A 16,788-nucleotide genomic window follows, 5' to 3' on the forward strand; every position below is an offset into this window, starting at 1 on the left:
GCCAGACGCTGGTCATTCTGCGCCTGCGTTGCAGTGACGGTATTGAAGGCATTGGCGAGGCCACCACCATTGGCGGCCTGTCCTACGGTAACGAAAGTCCGGAAAGCATCAAGACCAATATCGACAGCTATTTCGCCCCGCTGCTGATAGGTCAGGACGCCAGCAACATTAACGCCGCTATGTTGCGCATTGAACGCACGGTACGCGGTAATACCTTCGCCAAGTCTGCGGTGGAAACCGCGTTGCTGGACGCCTTGGGTAAACGTCTTGGTTTGCCCGTAGCCGAATTACTGGGCGGCCGGGTACGTGATGGTCTTGAAGTGGCGTGGACCCTAGCCAGTGGCAACACCGACAAAGACATCGAAGAAGCCGAGCGCATGCTCGATATCCGCCGTCATCGGGTGTTCAAACTGAAGATTGGTGCCGGCGATCCGGCTAAGGACATCGCCCACGTTGCCGCGATTAAACGCGCGCTGGGTGATCGCGCTAGCGTGCGCGTCGACATCAATCAAGCCTGGAGTGAGGCGATAGCGCTACGGGGTTGCCAAATGCTCGGCGATGCTGGAGTCGATCTGATCGAGCAGCCGATTGCGCGTCAAAACCTTGAAGCCCAAGCGCGCATCAGTGCCCGCAGCCCGGTACCGATCATGGCCGACGAAGCCATCGAAAGTGTTGACGACAGCTTCGCCCTTGCCCGTGCCGGTGCAGCATCGGTGTTCGCCCTGAAAATCGCCAAGAACGGCGGCCCGCGTGCGGTTTTGCGCACCGCAGCGATTGCCGAGGCGGCCGGCATCGCGCTGTATGGAGGCACCATGCTTGAAGGTGCCGTCGGAACCGTTGCAGCGGCCCATGCGTTTGCCACGCTGAACAAGTTGGAGTGGCACACCGAGTTATTTGGGCCGTTGTTGCTGACCGAAGACGTGGTAGCCGAGCCACTCATCTACCGTGATTTTCAGCTGCTGATTCCGACCAAACCCGGGCTTGGGCTAGAACTGGACGAAGAGCGTCTGGCGCATTTCCAGCGTGATCGATAACACCAAATCAATGACAGGAAAGAGGATACAAGATGCTGTTTCATGTCCGCATGACCGTGAAACTTCCCGTCGACATGCCCGCCGAGCAGAGCAACCGTTTGAAGGCCGACGAGAAAGAGCTGGCCCAGCGCCTGCAACGGGACGGTACTTGGCGTCACTTGTGGCGAATCGCGGGGCAGTACGCCAACGTAAGTATTTTTGACGTTGCGGATAACCAGGCATTGCACGACACCTTGATGCAGTTGCCGCTGTTCCCCTACATGGACATCGAGGTCACGGCCATGTGTCGTCACCCGTCTTCTGTGCATGAAGACGACCGTTGATTAGCCGCCGTGAATGGCTGTCGCGCTAACCGGAAATCGACTTGCGCGACTATAAAAACAAGATGAGGAAACTATCATGACCGTACGTATCTCCCAGACTGCCGATGTGCAAAAGTTTTTCGAAGAAGCCAGCGGATTCGACAATGATCAGGGCAGCAGCCGAATGAAGGCGGTGGTTCATCGGGTCCTTAGTGACTCGATCAAGATCATTGAGGACCTGCAGATCAGCCCGGAGGAATTCTGGAAAGCCGTGAATTACTTCAACGAATTGGGCAGCCGACAGGAAGCTGGCTTGCTGGTGGCAGGTCTAGGGTTGGAGCACTATCTGGATTTGCTGATGGATGCCGAAGATGAGCAGGCGGGTCATGTCGGTGGCACGCCCCGCACCATCGAAGGTCCGCTGTATGTCGCCGGTGCGCCGTTGAGCAAGCACGAAGCCCGCCTGGATGACGGGCAAGATCCGGGCACTGTGTTGTTCATGCAAGGCCAGGTGCGTGATATCGACGGTAAGCCACTGGCAGGCGCCATTGTCGATGTTTGGCACGCCAATACCGGTGGTACGTATTCATACTTCGATGCCTCGCAGTCTGATTTCAATCTGCGTCGACGTATCGAAACCGATGCCGAAGGTCGCTACCGTTTTCGCAGCATTGTGCCGTCTGGCTACGGTTGCCCCCCGGACGGTCCGACTCAGCAACTGCTGAATCAACTGGGACGCCACGGTCAACGTCCGGCTCATGTGCACTTTTTCATCTCAGCGCCGGGGCATAGGCACCTGACTACGCAGATCAATCTTGCTGGCGATCAGTACCTGCATGACGATTTTGCCTACGCGACCCGGGACGAACTCATCGCTGAAATTCATTTCATCGAAGACCCGCAACAAGCTGCGGCCCGTGGCGTATCTGAACGGTTTGCGGAAATTAATTTCGACTTCACGTTGCAACCCACCGCCGAGCTTAACGCACAGCAGCGAGCGCAGAGGGTGCGCGCGCAGGAGGTTTAATTCACCAGATGTGCGTGAAAAAGGGGAGGCAAGCAAGAGTGCGCGACGGTTAACCGTTCTTCCTGAGCGATATCATTTTTTGATCCGTCACGTCGCCGAAAAGTGCTTCTAGCTCATCGGTAGCGTCGGCGGTTATCGCATTCACGCACACTAACCCGATCAAGAAACCTTCTGCGATTCCGCCTGCCATTGTTGCGTCCAACATTCCAGTAGCGTGTTCGATGCGCGAGATGATAGTGGCAGCCTCGCGCTTGATCCCAGCAGCAATATTCATGTTTTCAAGGGTCATGGCATGCTCTCGATCTTTTGTTAACCCTCAATGGACCTGTGATTGTCTGCACCGTTCAGAGGGTGACCTATTGTTTCGAACAGACTACCGAACGGTCATCGACGTACAGAGTCATGGCGCGTAGAGCGCTGGGGCAAGAAACTGGCGATCGTTGTGACTAAACAGCTCACAGCCTCTTGGTCCTCCGGTTGGAGCAGCCTAAAGCTGAGCAAAACATCTTTTTCATCTTGCGTGAGAATATCGGTGCTCTTTGGGGTTTCCGTGCCGACCAGGATAAATAACAGGTCAACGTTGATCGTTGCGATGGCGGCAAAATAATCGGACCTGGGGAAACGATCGCCGTTTTCGTATTTACCTTGGGCATTGGTCGCAACCCCGCCGAGCCTGCCGAAAGCTTGTTGAGATAGTCCTAAGCGTTCCCGTTCTTTTCGAAGGCGCAAACCGATACTGCTCACATGGACATTCATTTTGGGCAATCTCTGCGGTTTTTATTAACGGGCGTATTTTTGCAGCTGTCGCCACGGTTCACACCTACCGCCCCCCAAGCCAAGTGAATACGTACTACGGCGATAGAGCTAGACGTGTGTTGTACAGCGTATTTCATTACGTACAACTATTTATAGCTATTTATACGGAGTATCCAACTTATAGGCTCATATGAATGTCTGTGCGCAGTTTAGTGGATTCGAATGGGTTGTTTTCCATAACCCGTCAATGAGTAACGCCGTCCAGCCCGCTCATGTCATCGTGCGCTTTTTTACTATAGATACAACCCTCTGCGGATGCTCCTTGATCGGGCAGGGAATGCTTGAGCAAATCGCCTGTCCACATTGATGACAACCGAATGGTTGACCGAAATTTTGGAGGTATTTTATGTTTGAGCGCGGAAACATCTTTGCAGAGTGGGGCAACCCGGCTAGCGACGAGGAGTCATTCACGGCTGACTACGAGAATGGATGCCACATCGATATTAGAGCCAGGCAACTGGCACCGGGAGAGGTAGTATTGCTTATCTGCGTGTACGCGGCTGACGGTAAAATGATCTCCGAGGAAACAACCCTGCTCGCAGGCGAGGCGTGGAACCCAGTCGACGCGCTGAAATGGGGAACGGATAAAGCCGAAAGGATCGCAGGCGGCGCCGCCGGTCGGGGGTGAAGGCCAGGATCTCGACTCAAAAGGTATTTAGCGAGGTGCGTATGGATATCAATACACAATACCAAAGTGGTGTGCTAACCCCGGATCCTTCAATTCCGGTTCCGGGCCCTGATGTCATCGATGAAGACACGGATAAACCGGATCGGGATATTGATACCTTTCCTGACGACGAGAGTCCTCCGCCCCAGGATTGGAAGCATCCCGATGACGGCAAAAGCCTGTCGGATCAGGACGTCGAGTGGCCTTTAAAACCTTGAATGGCCTCCAGATTGGGAGGCCGTATTCAACGTCATTTTTTCTTGGCGGCGGCTTCTGCAGCTAGGCACTCCAGAGCAAATTGCTCCGGGTAGGTCATCTCGATCGGAGTGGTCACGCCTTTCACTGTGCGTGATCCGTCGAGAATATAGCGAATGCGGCGGTCGGTGACGCCGATGCGTTTTGCGATCCAGGCGGGTGTTTGACCGATGCGAGTGACCAGCTTGTCGGCGTAGTCAGTGGACGGGTTATAAAGCTCTGCGTTAGGGGTCATAGGACTACCAGATTAAAGTTAAGCCGAGTTGCAGTTACGAATGGGCGACACAGTGCGGGAATCATCTAATGGTGTCGCCCTAATTTTGCTTAGTGCCCCGACATTATCTTGACCAAAAAGGGTGCTGTACGGCTTTTTTTGACCTTTGCCACCGTTTCTGGTGTGCCGCTAGCCACCAGCGTGCCGCCTTGGTCGCCTGCGCCGGGGCCCACATCAATAACCCAGTCGCTTTGGGCGACGACACGCATTTCGTGCTCCACGACGATCACCGTGTGGCCGGCATCGACCAGACTGTTGAGTTGCTTGAGCAGGCGGTCCACGTCGCAAGGGTGCAAACCGGTGGTGGGTTCATCCAGTACGTAAAGGGTGGCCCCGCGTTGACTGCGCTGCAACTCGGTCGCCAGTTTGATTCGCTGCGCTTCACCGCCCGACAGCTCAGTCGCGGGCTGGCCGAGTCGTAAATACCCCAGACCGATGTCACGCAACGTCGTTAGCGAGCGCAGTACGCTGGGTTGTTCGGCGAACACCGTTACAGCCTGGTCAACCGTCAGTTGCAGCACTTGAGCGATGCTCAGGCCCTGCCATGTTATTTCCAGAGTTTCCTCGTTGTACCGGGCACCATGGCAGGTGGGGCAGGGCGCATACACGCTTGGCATGAACAACAATTCTACGCTGACAAAACCTTCACCCTCGCACGTGGGGCAACGCCCTTTGGCGACGTTGAACGAGAACTGGCCCGCGTCGTAGTGTCTATGCTGCGCCTCCGGTGTGGCCGCGTACAGTTTGCGCACGCTGTCAAACAACCCGGTGTACGTCGCTAAATTAGAGCGCGGCGTGCGTCCGATGGGTTTTTGATCCACCTGTACCAGCCGCCGAATCGACTCCAGTCCAGCCGTTACTTTGCCACCGCTGACTTGCGGGGTATCGTCTTCCAGGCTGGGTTCCTCCTGTTCAGCGTTTGCCACTGCACGGCCCAAGTGAGCGCCAACCAGCTCAAGAAGTGCTTGGCTCACCAGGCTCGACTTGCCCGAGCCGGAGATGCCCGTCACGGAGGTGAAGCACCCTAGTGGAAACTCGGCCGAAAGATTGCTCAAGTTGTTACGGGTGATGCCTTCGAGTCGAAGCCAGTCCTTGGCTTCGCGACGATTTGGATTAAACGGTACGTGAGCGGCAAAAAGATGCGGTCGGGTTTGCGATTCCTCAATGTGCGCCAGTCCGGCCGGAGGTCCGCTGTACAACACCCGGCCACCATGCTCCCCAGCCGCGGGTCCAACGTCGATCAACCAGTCCGCGCGGCGCATAGTCTCAATGTCGTGTTCGACAACGAACAGTGAATTGCCGGCTGCTTTGAGCCGCTGCAAGGCGTCAAACAAGGCTTCACCGTCAGCCGGGTGTAAACCAGCGGAGGGCTCGTCGAGTACGTAAATGACACCGAACAGCTGAGAGCCCAATTGAGTCGCCAGACGCAACCGCTGCAGCTCGCCGGATGACAGGGTCGGTGTACTGCGCTCTAGCGCCAGGTAGCCGAGCCCAAGGTCAGTCAGCGTGCTGACACGTGCCAACAAGTCTTGAGCGATTCGTTGGGCAGCCAGGCGCTTTTCCACGGACAGGTTTGACGTGCTATTGGCCGCCACTGGGCGCAAGACTTCGGCCAGGCGCAGCAAGGGCATTCGGGACAACTCGCCAATGTCATAACCTGCAAAGGTGACCGACAGTGCCTCGCGGGTAAGGCGTTTACCCGCACACAGCGGGCACTGGCTGCCAATCATGTAGCGCGCCACGCGTTTTTTCATCAGCGCGCTTTGTGAGTGGGCAAAGGTGTGCAAAACATAGCGCCGAGCGCCAGTGAACGTCCCTTGGTAACTCGGTTCGAGCTTACGCTTCAGGGCTTGTCGGGTTTCTTCCGGGGTCAGTCCGGCGTATACCGGCGCAGTGGGCGTTTCTTCAGTGAACAAAATCCAGTCACGCTGCTCTTTCGGCAGATCGCGCCACGCAATGTCGACGTCATAACCCAGGGTCACTAGAATGTCGCGCTGGTTCTGTCCCTGCCAGGCGGTTGGCCATGACGCCACGGCCCGTTGCCGAATGGTCAACGTATCGTCCGGCACCATCGTCTGCTCGGTGACTTCATAGACACGTCCCAACCCGTGGCATTGCGGGCAAGCACCCTGCGGCGTGTTAGGTGAAAAGTCTTCGGCATACAGCATTGGTTGGTCAGCGGGATAACTGCCAGCGCGGGAGTACAGCATCCGTATCAGGCTCGACAGTGTGGTTACGCTGCCCACTGAGGAGCGAGTACTCGGTGTGCCCCGTTGTTGTTGCAGGGCAACCGCCGGTGGCAGGCCGTCGATGGAATCCACGTCTGGTACGCCAACCTGATCGATCAAACGTCGCGCATAGGGCGCCACTGATTCGAAGTAACGCCGTTGCGCTTCGGCGTACAGGGTGGAGAACGCCAGCGATGACTTACCCGACCCCGACACGCCGGTAAACACCACCAGGGCGTCACGTGGAATATCAACATCTACGTTCTTCAAATTGTGTTCACGGGCACCCCGCACCCTGACGAACCCCGAGCTGTTCATTGGCGAACCGTTGACTGAGATCGATAACAGGGCTTGGTTGTCAGGTGTGTCACGCTGCGAGGTCATTATCGAGCCTTAAACAAGTGGGTCATATGCGCATAATACCGACGACGTTAGGTTATACGCCGAAAACCAATCACCCAGACCCATGGATTCTCATTCCATGAGTTAGTACCGTTCAGGCTTTGCCAAAAAACCGCAAAGGCGATCACCGCTGTGACGCTCATACCGGCATTCGGCGGTGGCATATGGTTCATAAAGTAGCCGTGCATGCCGTCGTGCAACGGCAAAAAACCTTCTGCCTGGGCTTGTTCCTCGGTGATGTCGCGCAGGCGTTCCTTATGGACATCGGTGATCTCAAGGTTGATCCGCGAGGCTCGACGCGGCATAAACAGGCTGGGTCGTAGCCACCAGCCGGAGCGTGGATCGGAGCGCGAGGTTTTCACATAGTCCGCTGGCTCCATGTATTGATAGGACAGGCCGCTGTTTAGGGTCAGGTCTAGAAAATGCCACTCGTCACGCTGTGTACTTTCGTTGAACTCAGCCTCCCAGTGGCCGAACGCATAAAAAGACTCCTTTAACCAAAGCTGATCTCCCGTTTGCCCATATGGACACTCTTCGCCAAGTGCTTGAGTCGATGTGGCGGACTCAGTTGCTGTTGCAGCCATATTGCCATTGCCGCCTGAGGCAAGGTCAGCTGTTCGATGTTGCCCGGCCGGCGACGACATCGATTCAGCAGGTTTGATAATGCGCCGGGTGACCGTCTTTTTACCGTTAAGGATTGCACTAACCATTGGCGCGCTGAATATGATGGGTCGTTCCATGAGCAAAAATCCTCACAAAGGTAAAGCCGTGTAATTAAGCGGGTAGCCCATTGATACTTCTGGAAGGAATAGGTTCTGTGCCCGTGATGGCCGTGGCGCAAAAGGAGTATAGCTGCGCTACTTTTATTGAAATATGAATTGAGGATAAGTCAACCATCAAACGAATGGGTAGGGCGCTTATTGTCGGGTAGATGCCGTGGCATTCCGACAAACAGTCGTTTTTTTGAAACCGGAGACATTTAAATCGCCGATTTTTTTTGAGAAAATTTGTTCATCAATGACCGTTTGGGTAGTCAAAGAAAATGATTGAGATGGGTGCGAGACTCAGGCAAGAGCGCAGGCGGCTGGGCTTTTCACAACGGGAGATGGGATTTCTCGGTGGTGTTGCGGCTAACGCGCAGGGTAAATATGAAAGCGGCGAACGAGTGCCGAAGGCCGATTATCTGGCGGCGCTTGCAAGCGAAGGGCTTGATGTTCTGTATGTACTGACCGGCAAACGAAGTGCGGGAATTGCCGTCGATAATCTGCTGCAACAAGCGGAACATATTGAAGAGCCGGATGCGGTGTTTACCGAGGTCAAACATGCTGTGCGTCATCTGTTATTAAGGATTGAAGAGTTGTCCAGTACGTATGATCAAAACGGGTAGTAACTTCCCACGCAACGTAATGGCCCTATCGATAGTGCCTGCGAGTAATCGCGAGGTTAAGCGTTTTCTTCAGGTGAGTTGTTGGCCACCTCGGCGGCCTTTGTTGCCAGCGCCTGTAAAAAAGTAGCCAGCGCAACTTCCTCTTGGCGCAAACCCTTGCGCTGTCGCGACCGCGGCAGTTTGGCCAGGTCGCCCAGTAGAAACCCCTCCAACACCGCAGGATGAATGTAGCAACGGCGACAAACAGCCGGGGTGTTGCCCAGTTGTCGAGCAACTTCCTTGACCATGTCGACGATATGCTTTTTTGCATCAGCTTCGGTTTTCCATTGCAGCTTGCGCAGCGTGGCGAGCGCTAATGCGCTGCCAGCCCAGGTTCGGTAGTCCTTGGCAGTGAAGTCGGCACCGGTGAGGTTGTGCAGATACGCGTTGATGTCCGATGAGCTGACCGAATGGCGCTCGCCTTCATCGTCCAGGTACTGGAACAAGTTTTGTCCCGGCAGTTCCATGCAGCGTTTGATGATGCGTGCCAGGCGCCGGTCTTTGATGCTGATCTGGTGCTCGACGCCGCTCTTGCCGCGAAACTGAAACAGAATCGCGCTGCCTTTTATCTCGACATGTTTATTGCGCAGTGTCGTCAATCCGTAAGAGCGGTTGTCCCGCGCATACCGGCTATTACCAATGCGGATCAACGTTGCATCCAGCAGCGAAATAACGGTTGCCATGACCTTGTCGCGGCCCATGCCCGGTGCTGCCAACTGCGCTTCCAATTGCTTACGAACCTTGGGCAATGCCAAGCCGAACTCGATCATTCGCGAGTATTTGTTCTCGTCGCGAATCTCTCGCCAGCGTGGGTGATAGCGGTATTGTTTGCGGCCTCGTGCGTCGCGTCCCGTCGCTTGCAAATGGCCTTTCGGGTCAGCGCAAATCCACACGTCGGTGTAAGCGGGAGGGATCACCAGCGCATTGATTCGTTTGATTTCGGCTTCGTCGCGGATGCGCTGACCATCGGTATCGAAATAGACGAATTTGTCGCGCAGGATTTTCCGGCTGAACCCGGCTTGCGTGTCATCGACATAGTGCAAGTCACAGGGCAATTGAGTGATGTCGGTCGAGTCGGGCATGGAGCATTCCTTCACGCGGGTATCACCATTGACCGCTGGAAATCATAGTCGTGCCGAGAGATTTCAGCGTCTAGGCCAGCACCGCCACCGACTTGATTTGCGCCCACAATTGCTGGCCGGGGTAGAGGTGCAACTGGTCGCGGGAATAACGGGTGATGCGCGCCAACAGCGGTGTTCCGGCGGCGTCCAGACGTACCAATACATGCGCTGTATTGTCGGCGGAGACTTCGCCGGTTACGGTCACCGGCAAGCGATTGAGGATGCTGCTTTGATCGTCAGGCTGCAGGTTCAGGCTCACGTCCCGCGCCTGAACTTTGAAACGCAGGGTCTTACCCATGTCCATCGGCGCGTGCGCCACGCGAACGGTCAAATCGCTGCCCGGCAAACACAGGGTCAGCAGTTGGTAATTGACGTCGTAGGCGCTGACGGTGCCCTCGATCACTACGCCGGCATCATCACCCGTCGCCATCGGCAGGTCGAGGCGAGCGAGGGTTTCACCGATGGGGCCGCTGGCGAGGGCTTTACCTTCGCTCAACAACACAATGTGATCGGCCAGCCGCGCTACCTCATCTTGAGAGTGGCTGACGTACAGCATTGGAATGTCCAGCTCGTCATGCAGGCGTTCCAGATACGGCAGGATTTCGCTTTTGCGCTTGGCGTCCAACGCGGCCAGTGGTTCGTCGAGCAGTAGCAGGCGAGGGCTGGTGAGCAGGGCGCGAGCGATGCCGACACGCTGTCGTTCTCCACCCGACAGTTTGTCTGGCTGCCGGTCAAGCAAGTGGTCGATCCCTAACAGTTCTGTTGCGTGCCCCAGTTCTACCTTGCGCTGAGCGCGGGCAATACGCCGCAAGCCAAACTCCAGATTGCCGCGCACCGATAAGTGGGGGAACAAGCTGGCTTCCTGAAATACATAACCCAGGGCGCGTTTATGCGGGGCGAGAAATATCCCTTTGCTGCTGTCCTGCCAGACTTCGCCATTGATCTGGATGAAACCGCTATTGGCTTTTTCCAGCCCGGCGATACAGCGCAGGCACGTGGTCTTGCCCGAGCCCGAGTGGCCGTACAACGCGGTGACGCCGCGACCAGGCAGGGCGAGGTCGACGTCTACCGTGAACTCGGGGTAGGCCATGTGCAGGCGAACCTGAATGCTCGCGGGCGTTGAGGTCATGGTTCAGCTCCAGCCAGCTTTGGTTTTGCCGCTGGAGTACAGCGCCAACAACACCAGAAAAGAAAACACTAACATTGCCCCAGCCAGCCAATGGGCTTGCAGGTACTCCATGGATTCCACGTGATCGTAGATTTGCACCGACACCACGCGGGTCTTGCCAGGGATGTTGCCGCCAATCATCAGCACCACACCAAACTCACCCACGGTGTGAGCAAACCCCAGAATCGCACCGGTAATGAAACCCGGCCGGGCCAACGGCAGCACCACGCTGAAAAACGTGTCCCATGGATTGGCCCGCAGCGTTGCCGCCACTTCCAGTGGCCGGGTGCCGATGGCTGAGAACGCGTTCTGCAATGGCTGTACAACGAAAGGCATTGAATAAATGACTGAGCCAATCACCAGTCCGGGAAAACTGAAGGTCAGCGTTCCCAAACCAATGCTTTGAGTGAAGTGCCCGAGGAATCCATTGGGGCCCATGGTCAGCAGTAGGTAAAAGCCGATCACAGTGGGCGGCAATACCAACGGCAAGGCCACCACTGCACCCACTGGACCTTTGAGCCACGAGCGGGTGTGCGCCAGCCACAGCGCGATGGGTGTACCGATCAGCAGTAGAATGAGCGTGGTCAGTGACGCCAGTTGCAGCGTCAGCCAAATCGCTGCCAGGTCTTCACCGCTCAGCGGCATTTAAAGCTCGTAGCCGTAGGATTTGATCACTGCGGCGGCCTTAGGCCCTTTCAGGTATTCAACCAGTGCCTTGGCCGCAGCGCTGTCCTTGCCTTTGCTCAGGATGACCGCGTCTTGTTTGATAGGGTCATGCAGGTTTGCCGGTACCAACCACGCCGAGCCGCTGGTGACTTTACCGTCCTTGTAGATCTGCGACAGGGCGACAAAGCCTAACTCGGCGTTACCCGTGGAGATGAACTGGTAGGCCTGGGTTATGTTCTGGCCCGTAACAATTTTGTCTTTGGTGGCCTCGGTCAGATCCAGCTTTGCCAGCACTTGGGTAGCTGCCAGGCCGTAAGGCGCCGCTTTTGGATCGGCGATGGACAAGTGTTGGTATTGATTGGCCTTAAGCACGGCGCCTTTGTCGTCGACGTAACCTTCTTTGGCCGACCATAGCGCCAATTTGCCCACCGCGTAGGTGAAACGCGAGCCAGGGACTGTGTCGCCTTCTTTCTCCAGCTTCGCCGGAATGGTGTCATCCGCTGCGAGGAACACCTCGAACGGCGCGCCATTTTTGATCTGGGTATAGAACTGCCCAGTGGCGCCATAGGCGGCGATCAATTTGTGACCGGTGTCTGCTTCAAACGCTTTGGCAATCGCCTGAATCGGCGCAGTGAAGTTGGCGGCGACGGCGACCTGAACTTCATCGGCGAAGGCTGTACTCATGCTGAGTGCTGCGACGATGACTGCCAAAGAGGTGAGCGTTGTGCGGAGGTGACCCGTTTGCATTGAGGCTTTCCATGGTTTCAGGAGACATCGGAGGTTTGGCAGATAAGGCCAAACGCTATATACCAGAATATATAGCGGCGAATCTCCCTGTGGAAGCCACGCGCAAAAAAATCTCGATGATTCAACGCATGATCACCGCTGGTATTGGGTAAAACCTTCCGCATTTCAATGCCGGGATAGTTTCTCCAGCGCTTGGGCGCCGAGTTGTCGAGTCAGTGCCTCGGCCGACAACTCGTGCTTCAGCCCTACAGCCTGGCCGGCCCACAAGTTGAGGAAGTCGCCGCTGCCGTGGGGTTCGGATTTGGCGCGTAACGGTATCAATGCGCCGCCGGCTAGAGGAAAGGCGGGGGTGATTGCACTGATCGGGCCTTGCTCGCGCATCACTCGATTGACGATGCCTCGCGCCGGTCTGCCGGTGAAGAGGTTGGTCAACGCAGTTTCACTGCCTTTTGCAGTCCGCAGCGCACGGTAATGCGGCGCGCTGACATTGGCTTCAGGGCAGAACAGATAGACCGTGCCTAGTTGCACTGCCGAGGCTCCCAACGCAAACGCGGCGACTATACCGCGAGCGTCACCGATGCCGCCGGCCGCTATCACTGGCACAGTTACAGCGTCGACTACTTGGGGGACCAAGGCCAAAGTCCCGACCTGATTGTGCAGTTCGCCGCCGAGGAAGACGCCACGGTGACCACCGGCTTCGTAGCCCATGGCAATGATCGCGTCGCAACCGTGTTGTTCCAGCCAGATCGCTTCGTCAACGGTCGTGGCCGATGATAAGACTTTGGCGCCCGTGGCCTTGACTCGGTCCAGCAAACCTTGCTCCGGCAGGCCGAAATGGAAACTGACCACCTCTGGCTTTAACGCTTCCACCAGCGTGCAGGTGGCGTCATCAAACGGTGCGCGCACCGAAGCGGGCGTGGGTGCGTCGAAATCAGCGCCCAATTCGGTGTAATAGTCCTTCAGAGACTCTTTCCATCGGGCTTCCCGCACAGGGTCGGCCACGGGGGCGGTGTGGCAAAAAAAATTCAAGTTGAGCGGGCCGCGACTGTGGCTCCGAATCAACGCCACTTCTTCACGGATTTGCTGGTGGGACAATGCCGCACACGGTAACGAGCCGAGCCCACCTGCGTTGCCAACTGCAATGGCCATGGCGGAGCTACTGGCGCCGGCCATGGGCGCTTGCAGGATGGGCAGTTGGATACCGAATAAGTCGAGGATGCGCCTGTCTGGCCATGTGCTCACGGTTGTTTTCTCCTGATTAGGACAACAGCCAGGCCACCATTAAGCGGGCAGGGTGGCCTGGCGATATTCAACGAATGGCGTCGCCCAGAACATCGACGATGCGCTGAGCAATGTAATCAGCATGAGTCTCTAGAGCAAAGTGCCCGGTGTCGAGCATCTCTACCACTGCGTTGTCGTTGTCGCGTTTATACGCCTCTGCACCCGGTGGAATAAAGAACGGATCATGTTTACCCCAGATCACCAGAGTGGGCACTTGGGTCTGTTTGAAAAAAACCTGAAACGCCGGGTATAGCTTGAGGTTGTTGGCGTAATCAAGGAACAGGTCCAACTGAATCTCGTCGTTTCCCGGCCGTTGCATCAGCAGCACATCCAGCGTGTAGGACTCCGGCGCGATCAGCTCTGGATGGGTGACGCCATGTACGTACTGGTAGCGCACGCCTTCAAGATTGAGCACAGCATCGCGAATGATTTCGCGGTTGGCCGGGCTCGGCGTTTGCCAATAGTTACGGATCGGTTCCCACGCATCGCCGAGGCCTTCCAGGTAGGCGTTACCGTTTTGGGAGATCAGGGCAGTCACCCGCTCTGGGTGCGCAACGGCCAGGCGCAAGCCGACTGGCGCGCCATAGTCGAATACATACAAGGCATAACGACTTAATCCAAGCACTTCGACAAAGCTTTCGAGCGTTTTTGCAAGGTCGTCGAAGCTGTAGTGATAGTCCCGTTGTGGCGGTACGTGGGTAAAGCCGAAGCCTGGCAAGTCTGGCGCAATCACTCGGTAGCGTTTGGCGAGGTGAGGGATCAGGTCGCGGTACATGTGCGACGAACTCGGGAATCCGTGCAGGAGCAGCACAACGGGTGCGTCTGCTTCGCCAGCTTCACGATAAAAGACATTAACGCCGTCGGCTTCGACATGCTGATAGCGGACGGTGGTAGTGGCATGTGCGGGGTATGTGGTCATGACAGGGTTCTCATGGCTGAAAAATAGGGGTAACTGAAAGCGTCCATTTATTCTTCTGCTACCGCATGTAACCTGTCAAATGATATTTTAAAGGTTACATAAATGGGCGGCTGAACGGTCCCCACAGAAGCCCTATTGACTTAAAAGACGATCGGTCTAATATCCTGTCCATGACAACTCTTATGACAAACCGCCGCGGACCAGGCCGGCCGCCCAAGCTTGATCGGGACAACTTCGAAACCCGCGACGCATTGATTCGCTGCGGTACTGAAGTGTTGACCGAGCAGGGTTTTATGGCGACCGGCATCGACAGCATCCTCAAGCGGGTCGGGGTGCCGAAGGGTTCGTTCTACCATTACTTTGAAAGCAAAGAAGCGTTTGGCCGGGCGGTTCTGGACAACTACGCGACTTTTTTTGCACGCAAACTTGATCGCTGGTTGCTGGACGAATCGCTCTCGCCGCTGGAGCGTCTGGCGGCGTTTGCTCAGGACGCCAAGGTGGGTATGGCCCGTTACGATTACCGGCGCGGTTGCATGGTTGGCAATATGGGCCAGGAAGTTAGCGTGCTCCCTGAAGGCTTTCGAGCAGTGCTGGAGGGTATCTTTGTGGACTGGCAAGCGCGCTTGGCAACGTGTTTGAGGGAAGCCCAGTGCTGTGGCGAATTGGCCGCCCATGCTGATTGCGCAGAGTTGGCAGCGTTTTTCTGGATTGGTTGGGAGGGCGCAGTGCTGCGCGCTCGGCTGGTCCAAAGCGAGATTCCGCTGAACACCTTCATTGCTGGTTTCCTTCGTGGCTTGCCGCAATGATTTTTGATCTATTTCTAGACGATCGGTCTATATCGGAGGCAGGTATGTTCAAAGGCATTTTGATCGAGAAAGACGACGCGGGTTATCGCGCGGGCTTGAGTGACATCAGCGAAGAACAGCTGCCGCCCGGCGACGTCACCGTTCGAGTGGCTTACAGCACGTTGAACTACAAGGACGGCTTGGCGATCACCGGCGCAGGTCCGGTGGTGCGCAAGTTTCCAATGATCCCTGGTGTTGACCTGACGGGAACCGTCGAACACAGCAGTGATGCCATGTTCAAGGTCGGCGATCAGGTGTTGCTTAACGGTTGGGGGGTTGGCGAAGGGCATTGGGGCGGTCTGGCTGAAAAAGCACGTCTTGAGGGCAAATGGCTGATTCCACTGCCCAAGGGCTTCACCGCCGCGCAAGCCATGGCCATCGGCACGGCCGGCTACACAGCAATGCTCGCCGTCATCGCCTTGGAAGAGCACGGCCTGACGCCTGAAAAGGGCGACGTGCTGGTCACTGGCGCCAATGGTGGCGTGGGCAGTTTCGCAGTAGCGATTCTGGCCAAGCTCGGTTACCGCGTCATTGCATCCACGGGGCGTGTTGCCGAAAGCGCTTATTTAAACCAATTGGGCGCTGCGGAAATCATTGATCGCGCGACCTTGTCCGAGCCCGGTCGACCGTTGGCCAAAGAGCGTTGGGCCGCCGCGATCGACTCGGTGGGCAGCCATACCCTGGCGAACGTCTGCGCAGGCATCAAGTACCGAGGGACCGTGGCTGCCTGTGGTCTGGCCCAAGGCATGGACTTTCCTGTAACGGTGATGCCGTTCATTCTGCGCGGCGTCACGCTGGCGGGTATCGACAGCGTCACTCGGCCCGGGGCTGATCGGGTTGAAGCCTGGGATCGTTTGGCGAGGGATTTTGACGTGTCGCTGTTGCCACTGATTAGCCGTGAGATTGGCCTTAGCGAAGTGGTTGGGGTTGCCGCGCAGCTGATTGCCGGCCAAGTTCGCGGTCGCGTGGTGGTAGATGTAAACCGCTAAGCTATCGATGAGTGGGTAACTGTTAAAATTTGATTATAGAGGTTACAGTGTCGGCGTTGACTCAAATAGATGCTAACTCGTCTCCTACAGGTAAACTTTTTGGATAGGAACCATCATGACCACTGTCATCACCGACGCACTGCTCAATGAACCGCTCTTGGTGGCCGACGATCCTGTGCTGGATATGCTCAATACCCGGGCGTTGGTTGACAGTGTTTCGGTTGATTACTGGCAAAGCGACGATGACGTGGCACGTTGGCTGGTGCGAGCAGGTTGGTTTGACGCAGAACAAGTCCCAGCGTTTACCGAAGGCACGCTATTACGGGCTGGCCTAGAGTTGCGAGAGATTATTCGTGAGCTGCTTGAGCAACGCAAAGCCGGTGTACAAGGCAACCCAGCGGCGTTGAATGCTTACCTGCGTAACGCTCTGAGCCACCCGCAATTGGTCTGGGATGCGCCAACCGAACTGCGGCTGGACCGCGCCCGTCAGCAGCAAACCGCCGGACAGTTTCTCGCTCCGTTGGCGGAAGGTGCCGCCGAGTTGCTGGTAAATGGCGACTTTTCACTGATTCGCACCTGTGAACACACGGAATGCGTGCTGTGGTTCTACGACCGTACCAA

At 56.4% G+C, this 16,788-nt stretch carries 20 protein-coding genes; 9 read left to right on the top strand and 11 right to left on the bottom strand.

The features are described from left to right. From M0974_RS12170 to catA, 3 genes are all read left to right on the top strand, one after another. A partial coding sequence (locus M0974_RS12170; RefSeq protein ID WP_297836553.1) for a muconate/chloromuconate family cycloisomerase occupies positions 1-1,034 on the top strand: 1,034 nt, incomplete at its 5' end. Positions 1,035-1,066: 32 nt separating this feature from the next. Then, entirely contained in the window at positions 1,067-1,357 is a 291-nt protein-coding gene (gene catC / locus M0974_RS12175; protein WP_297836555.1) for a muconolactone Delta-isomerase, read from the top strand. Between the two features lie 76 nt (positions 1,358-1,433). Beyond that, entirely contained in the window at positions 1,434-2,363 is a 930-nt protein-coding gene (catA, locus tag M0974_RS12180; protein ID WP_297836556.1) for a catechol 1,2-dioxygenase, read from the top strand. Positions 2,364-2,412: 49 nt separating this feature from the next. Here catA and M0974_RS12185 read toward each other — a convergent pair whose 3' ends face one another. Then, a complete protein-coding gene (locus M0974_RS12185; protein WP_297836558.1) occupies positions 2,413-2,652 on the bottom strand; it encodes a hypothetical protein in 240 nt (79 codons plus the stop codon). 95 nt (positions 2,653-2,747) lie between these two features. After that, positions 2,748-3,107: a helix-turn-helix transcriptional regulator gene (locus tag M0974_RS12190; protein ID WP_297836560.1), complete on the bottom strand. Its 360-nt coding sequence runs from the start codon at positions 3,105-3,107 to the stop codon at positions 2,748-2,750. A 418-nt stretch (positions 3,108-3,525) separates the two neighbouring features. On the opposite strand from M0974_RS12190, the gene M0974_RS12195 reads away from it, so the two are divergent. After that, the gene (locus M0974_RS12195) at positions 3,526-3,807 is read left to right on the top strand and encodes a hypothetical protein (protein WP_297836562.1); all 282 of its coding nucleotides are present in this window, start codon (positions 3,526-3,528) and stop codon (positions 3,805-3,807) included. Positions 3,808-3,848: 41 nt separating this feature from the next. After that, positions 3,849-4,064 carry a hypothetical protein gene (locus M0974_RS12200; RefSeq protein WP_297836564.1) on the top strand — a complete coding sequence of 72 codons (216 nt, stop codon included), beginning with the start codon at positions 3,849-3,851 and terminating at the stop codon, positions 4,062-4,064. A 32-nt stretch (positions 4,065-4,096) separates the two neighbouring features. Here the strand turns inward: M0974_RS12200 and M0974_RS12205 are convergent, their stop codons facing one another. From M0974_RS12205 to M0974_RS12215, 3 genes are all read right to left on the bottom strand, one after another. After that, the gene (locus M0974_RS12205) at positions 4,097-4,336 is read right to left on the bottom strand and encodes a hypothetical protein (protein ID WP_297836565.1); all 240 of its coding nucleotides are present in this window, start codon (positions 4,334-4,336) and stop codon (positions 4,097-4,099) included. 89 nt (positions 4,337-4,425) lie between these two features. Further along, a complete protein-coding gene (locus tag M0974_RS12210; protein WP_297836566.1) occupies positions 4,426-6,987 on the bottom strand; it encodes an excinuclease ABC subunit UvrA in 2,562 nt (853 codons plus the stop codon). Between the two features lie 47 nt (positions 6,988-7,034). Then, complete coding sequence (locus M0974_RS12215; protein WP_297836567.1) at positions 7,035-7,745, bottom strand: hypothetical protein; 711 nt, start codon at positions 7,743-7,745, stop codon at positions 7,035-7,037. A gap of 302 nt (positions 7,746-8,047) precedes the next feature. Here M0974_RS12215 and M0974_RS12220 point away from each other — a divergent pair, with 302 nt between their 5' ends. Next, positions 8,048-8,392 carry a helix-turn-helix transcriptional regulator gene (locus M0974_RS12220; protein ID WP_297836569.1) on the top strand — a complete coding sequence of 115 codons (345 nt, stop codon included), beginning with the start codon at positions 8,048-8,050 and terminating at the stop codon, positions 8,390-8,392. 56 nt (positions 8,393-8,448) lie between these two features. Here M0974_RS12220 and M0974_RS12225 read toward each other — a convergent pair whose 3' ends face one another. From M0974_RS12225 to M0974_RS12250, 6 genes are all read right to left on the bottom strand, one after another. Beyond that, a complete protein-coding gene (locus M0974_RS12225) occupies positions 8,449-9,513 on the bottom strand; it encodes a DNA topoisomerase IB (RefSeq protein WP_297836571.1) in 1,065 nt (354 codons plus the stop codon). 70 nt (positions 9,514-9,583) lie between these two features. Next, positions 9,584-10,681, bottom strand: a complete 1,098-nt coding sequence (gene modC / locus M0974_RS12230) for a molybdenum ABC transporter ATP-binding protein (RefSeq protein ID WP_297836572.1) — start codon at positions 10,679-10,681, stop codon at positions 9,584-9,586. 3 nt (positions 10,682-10,684) lie between these two features. Then, the gene (gene modB, locus M0974_RS12235) at positions 10,685-11,365 is read right to left on the bottom strand and encodes a molybdate ABC transporter permease subunit (RefSeq protein ID WP_297836574.1); all 681 of its coding nucleotides are present in this window, start codon (positions 11,363-11,365) and stop codon (positions 10,685-10,687) included. Further along, positions 11,366-12,133 carry a molybdate ABC transporter substrate-binding protein gene (gene modA / locus M0974_RS12240; protein ID WP_297836576.1) on the bottom strand — a complete coding sequence of 256 codons (768 nt, stop codon included), beginning with the start codon at positions 12,131-12,133 and terminating at the stop codon, positions 11,366-11,368. Between the two features lie 165 nt (positions 12,134-12,298). Further along, complete coding sequence (locus M0974_RS12245) at positions 12,299-13,375, bottom strand: nitronate monooxygenase family protein (RefSeq protein WP_297836578.1); 1,077 nt, start codon at positions 13,373-13,375, stop codon at positions 12,299-12,301. Between the two features lie 67 nt (positions 13,376-13,442). Continuing rightward, positions 13,443-14,333, bottom strand: a complete 891-nt coding sequence (locus tag M0974_RS12250) for an alpha/beta fold hydrolase (protein ID WP_297836580.1) — start codon at positions 14,331-14,333, stop codon at positions 13,443-13,445. Positions 14,334-14,515: 182 nt separating this feature from the next. Here M0974_RS12250 and M0974_RS12255 point away from each other — a divergent pair, with 182 nt between their 5' ends. The 3 genes from M0974_RS12255 to M0974_RS12265 form a co-directional block, all read left to right on the top strand. Further along, entirely contained in the window at positions 14,516-15,139 is a 624-nt protein-coding gene (locus M0974_RS12255) for a TetR/AcrR family transcriptional regulator (protein WP_297836582.1), read from the top strand. Positions 15,140-15,183: 44 nt separating this feature from the next. Beyond that, positions 15,184-16,167 (top strand): MDR family oxidoreductase, encoded by a 984-nt coding sequence (locus M0974_RS12260; RefSeq protein ID WP_297836584.1) that lies wholly within the window; start codon positions 15,184-15,186, stop codon positions 16,165-16,167. Between the two features lie 115 nt (positions 16,168-16,282). Continuing rightward, positions 16,283-16,788: ABATE domain-containing protein (locus M0974_RS12265; RefSeq protein WP_297836586.1), on the top strand; the 506-nt coding region annotated here is incomplete at its 3' end.

Origin of the sequence: Pseudomonas sp., assembly GCF_026224925.1 — a bacterium.
In the GTDB taxonomy this organism is placed as follows: domain Bacteria; phylum Pseudomonadota; class Gammaproteobacteria; order Pseudomonadales; family Pseudomonadaceae; genus Aquipseudomonas.

What these genes read in the sequence shown, in the direction of transcription:
- M0974_RS12205 (WP_297836565.1), bottom strand. Translation starts at nt 4,336, where the DNA reads ATGACCCCTAACGCAGAGCTTTATAACCCGTCCACTGACTACGCCGAC.
- M0974_RS12200 (WP_297836564.1), top strand. Translation starts at nt 3,849, where the DNA reads ATGGATATCAATACACAATACCAAAGTGGTGTGCTAACCCCGGATCCT.
- M0974_RS12250 (WP_297836580.1), bottom strand. Translation starts at nt 14,333, where the DNA reads ATGACCACATACCCCGCACATGCCACTACCACCGTCCGCTATCAGCAT.
- M0974_RS12225 (WP_297836571.1), bottom strand. Translation starts at nt 9,513, where the DNA reads ATGCCCGACTCGACCGACATCACTCAATTGCCCTGTGACTTGCACTAT.
- catA (WP_297836556.1), top strand. Translation starts at nt 1,434, where the DNA reads ATGACCGTACGTATCTCCCAGACTGCCGATGTGCAAAAGTTTTTCGAA.
- M0974_RS12255 (WP_297836582.1), top strand. Translation starts at nt 14,516, where the DNA reads ATGACAAACCGCCGCGGACCAGGCCGGCCGCCCAAGCTTGATCGGGAC.
- M0974_RS12185 (WP_297836558.1), bottom strand. Translation starts at nt 2,652, where the DNA reads ATGACCCTTGAAAACATGAATATTGCTGCTGGGATCAAGCGCGAGGCT.
- modB (WP_297836574.1), bottom strand. Translation starts at nt 11,365, where the DNA reads ATGCCGCTGAGCGGTGAAGACCTGGCAGCGATTTGGCTGACGCTGCAA.
- catC (WP_297836555.1), top strand. Translation starts at nt 1,067, where the DNA reads ATGCTGTTTCATGTCCGCATGACCGTGAAACTTCCCGTCGACATGCCC.
- M0974_RS12215 (WP_297836567.1), bottom strand. Translation starts at nt 7,745, where the DNA reads ATGGAACGACCCATCATATTCAGCGCGCCAATGGTTAGTGCAATCCTT.
- modC (WP_297836572.1), bottom strand. Translation starts at nt 10,681, where the DNA reads ATGACCTCAACGCCCGCGAGCATTCAGGTTCGCCTGCACATGGCCTAC.
- modA (WP_297836576.1), bottom strand. Translation starts at nt 12,133, where the DNA reads ATGCAAACGGGTCACCTCCGCACAACGCTCACCTCTTTGGCAGTCATC.
- M0974_RS12195 (WP_297836562.1), top strand. Translation starts at nt 3,526, where the DNA reads ATGTTTGAGCGCGGAAACATCTTTGCAGAGTGGGGCAACCCGGCTAGC.
- M0974_RS12260 (WP_297836584.1), top strand. Translation starts at nt 15,184, where the DNA reads ATGTTCAAAGGCATTTTGATCGAGAAAGACGACGCGGGTTATCGCGCG.
- M0974_RS12210 (WP_297836566.1), bottom strand. Translation starts at nt 6,987, where the DNA reads ATGACCTCGCAGCGTGACACACCTGACAACCAAGCCCTGTTATCGATC.
- M0974_RS12220 (WP_297836569.1), top strand. Translation starts at nt 8,048, where the DNA reads ATGATTGAGATGGGTGCGAGACTCAGGCAAGAGCGCAGGCGGCTGGGC.